The organism is Hydrogenophaga atypica (assembly GCF_042665215.1).
Lineage (GTDB): Bacteria > Pseudomonadota > Gammaproteobacteria > Burkholderiales > Burkholderiaceae_C > Hydrogenophaga > Hydrogenophaga defluvii_A.
Window position 1 is genome coordinate 1 of the sequence record NZ_JBHTCA010000053.1, and the last position, 7,120, is coordinate 7,120.

The following is a 7,120-nucleotide window of genomic DNA, read 5'->3' on the forward strand; positions in this document are numbered from 1 at the left end:
TGAGCGTCCAGTCAGCCCATCTTGAAAGCCTGGGCTACCTGCGAGCGCAGTTTCTGCGGATCAAGGCGCGTCGAAGCGCCAAGAAGGCCATCCTCGCTGTGCCGACTTGATGCTCACCGCCGCATACCACATGCTTCGCGACGGAACTGAATACAACGACTTGGGCAGCGAATACCTCGACCTCAAGGTCAGTTCTCGGTAAGGGTCAGGTGGGATTGACTTGCTGGGGCTCAGGACTCAGCCCCCATTCGATGAGGGCAGACTCCCCGCCGGTGCCTCGCTCCACGGGAGGGGAACTGATGCGGGAAGGGGTGCGCGAAAAGCGCGGGGCCGGTGCTGGATGGACGGCACCGTCGATCTCCACGAAGCATGCGCGCTCGGCAAGGTGAGGTTGGGTGTGCAGTTCGGATAGGGACAGGACGGGCGACACGCAGGCCTCAGTTCCGTCGAAAACGGACAACCAGTGATCGCGCGGATGCCGTCGAAAGATGTTGGAAAAGCGCTCGCGCATTACAGGCCAGGCCTCTTTATCGTGTTGGCGGGGCAGTTTTTCGTTGCCGAGGCCGAGGCCATCTAGCAGAGCGGCATAAAAGCGCGGCTCGATCGCCCCGACGGCCAAGTGCAGTCCATCGGCGGTCGGGTAAGTGCCGTAGAAGGGTGCGCCGCCATCGAGCCAGTTCGCCTCGCGTTGGTCCGCCCACTCGCCGGCCTGCCACTGGCCCAAGATCGGTGCAAGCAAGGCAAGGCAGCCATCAACCATGGCCGCGTCGACCACCTGTCCCTTTCGGCTCGTCCGGGCTTCCAGAAGCGCCGCTAGTACGCCGACCACCACCAGCATGCCCCCGCCGCCAAAGTCACCGATGAGGTTGAGCGGCACAACAGGCGGACCATCGGCACGCCCAACCGCATGCAACGCGCCGGTTGTGGCGATGTAGTTGATGTCGTGACCAACGTCCTGCGCCATCGGCCCTGTCTGGCCCCATCCTGTCATGCGGCCGTACACCAGCGCCGGGTTCCTGGCGAGACACGGGTCCGGCCCCAGGCCCAGGCGCTCCATGACGCCAGGCCGCAGTCCCTCGAGCAGCACATCCGCCCGGCCGACCAGTTCCAGCACGAGGTCGCGGCCCCGCGGTGTCTTGACGTCCGTTACGATCGAACGCTTGCCACGCGCATTGAACTGGAAGCGTTCGTCGCGCCGTAGTCCCATGTGAGGCGCCTCGGGCCGGTCGATGCGGAGAACATCGGCGCCCATGTCGGCTAACATCATCCCGGCCCACGGCACTGGCCCAATTGCCTCCATCTCCAGCACGCGCACTCCGGTCAGCGGCCCGCTCATGAAGTCCCCCTGAAGTTGATCAGTGTGCGGGCGCTCATGGTGCCCTGCAACGGCAGTGCCAAATGTCCCATGACGTTCTCCAGCCGCAGGTGGCGCACGTGCGGCATCAAGTTTGTGAAGTCCGGCTGCGCTTGCCGGCAAGCTGGTCCCTCAAGCGCACGCGCTGCGCTGCGCGGTGGGGCATGGGCCATGATTCGAACACGTGGAAATACGGAACAATGAATGGGAGCACGTCGGGCTGGATCAAGCCCAGCATGAATGCGCTAGATCACGCCCTCAGCGCGCAAGGCCGAGAGTTCCGATGTGCCTAGGCCGAACTCTCCATACACCTCACTATTGTGCTCGCCAACGGCTGGTCCGCTGCGAGGTTTTGGCATCTCCCGGCCGGATACCCTTGGCACGATACAGGGCGCCGGCACACTGCCGAAGTCCGGATCAGGTAGACGGATGATGCTCTCACGAGCGATGAAGTGCGGGTCCGCCTTGATGTCCTCGATGGTGTAGACCTTGGTGAAGGGAATCTCGCATTCCACTAGTCGGGCTGAGATCTCATGGAACGGCCGTGCCTGGAACCAGCTGCTCAGCTCTGCGTCAAGCACGTCCATGTTCTTGACCCGCAACGGATTCGTCGCGAAACGCGGGTCTTTGGTCCACTGCGGTTTACCCACGGCCTCACACAGGCGTAGGTAGGTGCCCTCCGAGGATGCGACCAAGGAGAAGTAAAGGCCATCGGCACTGCGGTACATATTGGACGGCGCCGTGTAGCTGGTGCGGTTGCCGGTGCGCGGCCGGACTTGCCCCAGCTGTTCGTGCTCGACAGGCAGCGGATCTAGCACACGGAAAAGCGCCTCCGTGGCGGAGAGGTCCACCTCCGCGCCTTTTGCCTGCGGGTCGCCGCGCAGACGCGCAACCTCTGCGGCGATGGCGAAGGCGCAGAAAAGGCCGGCAACCGCATCACCGACCGGAAAGTTGCAGTGCAGGGGAGAACCGTCAGGCTCACCGGTCAGGCTCGTGAAACCGCTCATGGCCTCGAAAATACGAGCGAAGCCCGGACGCCCGCTGTAGGGGCCGCTCTGACCGAAGCCCGTCAGCCTGATCACCACCAACCGGGGATTGATGCGGTGCAAAGTGCCAATATCAAGACCCCATCGGTCCATCGTACCCGTGCGGAAGTTCTCCACCAAGACGTCAAAGCTCGGCAGCATGGAGAGCAGCAACTCGCGCCCTTTGGGCTTGCGCACGTCCAGAGTGATGCCGCGCTTGCCGCGATTGGCCACTTTCCACCATAGCGGTATGCCTTCCTTCACTGGCTGCATGTGACGCAGGGCATCGCTGCCATCCGGCAGCTCGAGCTTCACAACGTCGGCGCCATGGTCAGCACAGAGTGTGGCGCCGGCTGGACCGGCGAGTACTGTCGCCATGTCGAGAATGCGTACGCCGCTTAAGGCGCCGCGGGAGGTGGTGGGGGATGTCATGCGAGAAGCTCCTGCAGGTTTGCGTTACGTTTGTGCCAGCGATGGCATTGAGTAACAATGCCCCATTTCGCACAGCAAAACACTAGGCTCAAAAACTTGACCCTTTCTTCCACCACGCCAATCATGCCGACACGCAACCAAATACAACCGCGCCACGTGACCGCCATCACCCTTCCGGGCCTCGTAGACCCGCATGACCTATTAGCTGATCGCCAGTTCTCCATGAACCTCGCGCGTGGGATGGAAGTGCTGCGCGCGTTTACAGCCGCGACGCCAGTTCTGGGCAACCGTGAGATCTCCGACCGCACAGGGCTTCCCAAGCCGACGATCTCGCGGCTGACGTATACCCTTACGTTGCTTGGCTATCTGGCGCGCGATTCATCTCTGCAGAAATACCGCCTCGGCCCCGGCGTACTCTCGCTGAGCCAGCCCTTGCTGGCGAGCATGCACGTACGGCAACTCGCAAAGCCCATCATTGAAAAGCTGGCCCGGCACACCGGTTGCACGGTCAATGTGGGGATGCGCGACCGCGTCAATGTCGTCTACGTGGATTCGGTGCGCGCCGATGCCGCCAATCAGCACCTGCCCGACATCGGCAGTTCCCGACCGCTGCTGCCCAGCGCGATCGGGCGTGCACTCATCCTCGCCTGCCCACAGGCCGAACGCACTGCAATACTGAACTACATCAAGGTACAGGACCGCGTGCAGTTTGATGCCTGGCTCGCCATGTGGGAAACCGATGTAAAGCGTTTCTCTGCTGAAGGTTTCTGCCTTTCGCGTGGCGACTGGCAGAAGGACATCCATGCGGTGGCTGTGCCTATCCGACAGCCAGCGGGAGAGCCGCCGCTCGCCATCAACTGCACCATCGCCGCGTACCGAGCCACCAAAGACAAGCTGGTGCGTGAAGTTGTCCCGCTGCTGAAAGACGCCGCCCGGCAGCTTGAAACGGCCCAGGCGCTGCGCTGATCTCACCTCAATCTATCCCTATGATCAGAGACCCTGAAAAATTCAAAGCCCTGTTGACCGGAGTGCGTCAGTTCATGCGCACCGAGTGCCTGCCACTGGAAGAACAGGTCGACGTCAAAGACGTCATTCCCGAATCGATCGTGCAGCGCATGCGCGAAGTCGGCCTGTTTGGTCATAGCATTCCCGAGGAGTACGGTGGTGCCGGACTCACAAGTGAGGAGCTGTCGCTTGTCAACATTGAAGTTTCGCAGGTGGCGACCACCTTCCGTGCACGCTTTGGCGGCAATACCGGAATCGCATCCGAGTCGCTCGTGGTCGACGGTACGCCGGCGCAGAAGAACCAATACCTGCCGCAGCTGGCATCCGGGCGCATCACCGGCTGCTTCGCGCTCACGGAGCCTGAGGCTGGCTCCGACGCGACTGCGCAGCAGACGCCCGCGGCTCGCGACGGGGACCATTTCGTCCTCAATGGCCGCAAGTGCTTCATCACGAACGCGCCCATTGCCGACCTGTTCACCGTCTTCGCTCGTACCGACGGCAACGCGCGAGGTGCCAAAGGGATCACGGCCTTCCTGGTCGAGCGCGGCACCCCCGGGCTCACCACTCCACCCGCAGTGCGCAAGATGGGCCAGCACGGCTCGCCTGTCGGCGACGTGGTGCTACAGAACGTGCGCGTGCACGAGAGTGCCATTGTCGGCGGGTTGGAGGGGCAAGGCTTCCGCACTGCGATGCGAGCATTGAATAAGCAGCGCATCAACCTGGCTGGCCTGTGCATCGGGCCAGCCATTCGGCTGGTCGAGGAGATGGCAAACCGGGCCCTCGTGCGCCGGCAGTCAGGGCAGGCGATTGGCGAGTTCCAATTGGTTCAGCAACTAATTGCAGAGAGTAACACAGAAGTTCATGCTGCGCGGGCGCTGCTCCTTGAGACGGCGCGCAAGCGCGATGCAGGCGAGGATGTCACCACGGAAGCATCCATGAGCAAGCTCTTCGCCTCCGAAATGTGCGGCCGGGTCGCCGATCGGGCGGTGCAGGTGTTCGGCGGCAGCGGTTACATGGCCGGCAACGTGGCCGAGCGGTTCTTTCGTGACGTGCGCGTCTTTCGGATCTACGAAGGTACGAGCCAGATCCACATCACCAATATCGCCAAGCGCGTCCTCGCCCAAGCGGCGGAGCAACGCTGATTCCCTCACCCGACTTCGCCTGTCGCGTTAGCGGCGAACGGGCGGCCTGAAGGTTGTGTCGCGATAGCAGTGGACAGGCGTGTTGAGTTGGCTGATGACCTCAACTTCAAATAGCCAGGCTATAGAACTGCTGTGCCACTGGCCTGACTGACCCTTTGGGGCAGCTCATCTGCCCCTTGCGAATCATGTGCATCGTCTCAACTCCGGCAAGTATCCGGCGGGCAGCCCAAAATGACTTGAACCCCATCATGGGCCTGACCCGTCGCTTGACGGCGCGGTGATCCTGCTCAACGATGCTGTTCAGGTACTTGGACTGGCGCAGTTCAATGGCCAGCCCACTGTCCTCCAGCAATCCCCTCACAGCCGCCGTGTTCGCTCCGCTCTTGTCGATGGTGATCTTCTCGGGGACATCGTGTAGGTTGATGGCTTGCTCGAAAAAACGCCGCGCCGCAGCCTCGTCACGGCGGGCCGTCAGCAGGAAATCCACCGTGTGGCCCATCCGGTCAACAGCGCGGTACAGACACTTCCATTGCCCACCCTCCAGGATGTAGGTCTCATCCATGCGCCAGGAGGCACCGACTGCGCGTTTTCGTCGGCGGAACACCCCGGCCAAGACGGGCAAGATCTTCAGGGCCCAGCGGTGAACAGTCGCATGGTCCACCGGCGACCGAGATCTGGGCAGCGCCACGGACTGCGGGTGTGAGTTCTACGCCACCGCCAGCAAAAAGAACGTAAGCGGACGGTCATCCCACCCTTGAGGGCATCGGCGTAAGCGGCAACGATGGTGTCCACCAAACCAGATAGGTGGACACCATGACCGAAGCCCAGAACAAGACCCGTCGGCGCCACAGCGCCGAGCTCAAGCAGCAGATCCTGGCCGAGTGCGCCCGGCCCGGTGCCTCGGTGGCCAGCGTGGCACTCGCGCACGGCATCAACGCCAACGTCGTGCACAAGTGGCGCCGCCTGGCTCATGCCCTGAGTTTGGATCTGCAAGTCCCCAACTTCGTGCCGGTGGCGCTGCCGGCGCCCAGCTGCGCGCCGGCGCCAGACATCCGCATTGAGTTGCGCCGTGGCGCCACCCGCGTGACGCTGACCTGGCCGGTCTCGGCGGCCGAGCACTGCGCGGCCTGGATGCGGGACCTGCTCAAGTGATCCGCATCGACGCCCTGTGGCTGTCCACCGAGCCGCTGGACATGCGCGCCGGCACAGACACCGCGCTGGCCCGTGTGGTGGCCGTCTTCGGTGCTGCGCGTCCGCATCACGCCTACCTGTTTGCCAACCGACGGGCCAACCGTATGAAGGTGCTGGTGCACGACGGCATCGGGGTGTGGCTGGCAGCACGGCGCCTGAACAGCGGCAAGTTCGTCTGGCCTCGTGAGGGTGCGTTGACCGCCACACTCAACCGCTCTCAGTTCGATGCGCTGGTGCTGGGCCTACCCTGGCAGCGCCTGGGCGATGGTGGCGTCATCACCGTGCTCTGAATCTGATCGCAGGCCTGCTGCCTGCCAATCGGTGCATATGCCAATGGCGCTGCTGCACTGGCGCTGGCACATTCATGCCCATGGTGGTGGAACCGCAATCGCTGGAGAGCTTGAGCGCCGAGCAACTGCGCTCGGCGCTGCTCTCCATGCTGCAGGCCGCTGCCGCCAAGGACCAGGAACTGGCCTTCAAGCAGACCCTCATCGACAAGCTCACCCAAGAGAACGCACTCCTGAAGCGCATGAAGTTCGCTGCCCAGTCCGAGCGCTTCAACCCCGAGCAGAAGAGCCTGCTCGAAGACGAGATCGAAGCGGACCTGGCGGCCGTGGCCAGCGAGATCGACGCGCTGGCGCAGACGCAAGCACCGGCCACCCCCGAGAAGAGACAGGCCAAGCGGATGCCCCTGCCGGCGCACCTGCCGCGCCGTGAGGTCCACCACGAACCTGCGTCCACCACATGCGCGTGTGGCTGCCAGATGAAACGCGTGGGCGAGGACGTGGCCGAGAAGCTGGACTATGTGCCCGGCGTGTTCAGCGTCGAGCGCCACATCCGCGGCAAGTGGGCCTGCGCCCGGTGCGAGACCATTCAACAAGCGCCGGTCGAGGCGCACGTCATCGACAAAGGCATCCCCACCACTGGCCTGCTGGCCCAGGTGCTGGTGGGCAAGTACGCCGATCACCTGC

7 protein-coding genes and 2 pseudogenes are annotated in these 7,120 nt (G+C 63.3%); 6 read left to right on the top strand and 3 right to left on the bottom strand.

Annotated features, from left to right (window positions below; translation table 11 throughout):
* A pseudogene (locus ACFQPB_RS23390) lies at positions 1–181 on the top strand (hypothetical protein); the annotation flags it as partial.
* A gap of 24 nt (positions 182–205) precedes the next feature.
* Here the strand turns inward: ACFQPB_RS23390 and ACFQPB_RS23395 are convergent.
* Both ACFQPB_RS23395 and ACFQPB_RS23400 read right to left on the bottom strand, forming a co-directional pair.
* Entirely contained in the window at positions 206–1,336 is a 1,131-nt protein-coding gene (locus tag ACFQPB_RS23395) for a CaiB/BaiF CoA transferase family protein (protein ID WP_382202483.1), read from the bottom strand.
* A 263-nt stretch (positions 1,337–1,599) separates the two neighbouring features.
* Complete coding sequence (locus ACFQPB_RS23400) at positions 1,600–2,811, bottom strand: CaiB/BaiF CoA transferase family protein (RefSeq protein ID WP_382202485.1); 1,212 nt, start codon at positions 2,809–2,811, stop codon at positions 1,600–1,602.
* 156 nt (positions 2,812–2,967) lie between these two features.
* Between ACFQPB_RS23400 and ACFQPB_RS23405 the strand changes: the two genes are divergently transcribed.
* Together ACFQPB_RS23405 and ACFQPB_RS23410 are read left to right on the top strand one after the other, a co-directional pair.
* Positions 2,968–3,777: an IclR family transcriptional regulator gene (locus ACFQPB_RS23405; protein ID WP_382202487.1), complete on the top strand. Its 810-nt coding sequence runs from the start codon at positions 2,968–2,970 to the stop codon at positions 3,775–3,777.
* Positions 3,778–3,797: 20 nt separating this feature from the next.
* Positions 3,798–4,958: an acyl-CoA dehydrogenase family protein gene (locus ACFQPB_RS23410; protein ID WP_382202489.1), complete on the top strand. Its 1,161-nt coding sequence runs from the start codon at positions 3,798–3,800 to the stop codon at positions 4,956–4,958.
* A 106-nt stretch (positions 4,959–5,064) separates the two neighbouring features.
* On the opposite strand, the pseudogene ACFQPB_RS23415 reads toward ACFQPB_RS23410, so the two are convergent.
* A pseudogene (locus ACFQPB_RS23415) lies at positions 5,065–5,619 on the bottom strand (IS6 family transposase); the annotation flags it as partial.
* Between the two features lie 152 nt (positions 5,620–5,771).
* On the opposite strand from ACFQPB_RS23415, the gene tnpA reads away from it, so the two are divergent.
* The 3 genes from tnpA to ACFQPB_RS23430 form a co-directional block, all read left to right on the top strand.
* Complete coding sequence (gene tnpA / locus ACFQPB_RS23420; RefSeq protein WP_382202490.1) at positions 5,772–6,110, top strand: IS66-like element accessory protein TnpA; 339 nt, start codon at positions 5,772–5,774, stop codon at positions 6,108–6,110.
* A complete protein-coding gene (tnpB, locus tag ACFQPB_RS23425; RefSeq protein WP_382202492.1) occupies positions 6,107–6,439 on the top strand; it encodes an IS66 family insertion sequence element accessory protein TnpB in 333 nt (110 codons plus the stop codon). The genes tnpA and tnpB overlap by 4 nt, the downstream gene beginning before the upstream one ends.
* 146 nt (positions 6,440–6,585) lie before the next feature.
* Positions 6,586–7,120: IS66 family transposase (locus ACFQPB_RS23430; protein ID WP_417454087.1), on the top strand; the 535-nt coding region annotated here is incomplete at its 3' end.

What these genes read in the sequence shown, in the direction of transcription:
- ACFQPB_RS23395 (WP_382202483.1), bottom strand. Translation starts at nt 1,336, where the DNA reads ATGAGCGGGCCGCTGACCGGAGTGCGCGTGCTGGAGATGGAGGCAATT.
- ACFQPB_RS23400 (WP_382202485.1), bottom strand. Translation starts at nt 2,811, where the DNA reads ATGACATCCCCCACCACCTCCCGCGGCGCCTTAAGCGGCGTACGCATT.
- tnpA (WP_382202490.1), top strand. Translation starts at nt 5,772, where the DNA reads ATGACCGAAGCCCAGAACAAGACCCGTCGGCGCCACAGCGCCGAGCTC.
- ACFQPB_RS23410 (WP_382202489.1), top strand. Translation starts at nt 3,798, where the DNA reads ATGATCAGAGACCCTGAAAAATTCAAAGCCCTGTTGACCGGAGTGCGT.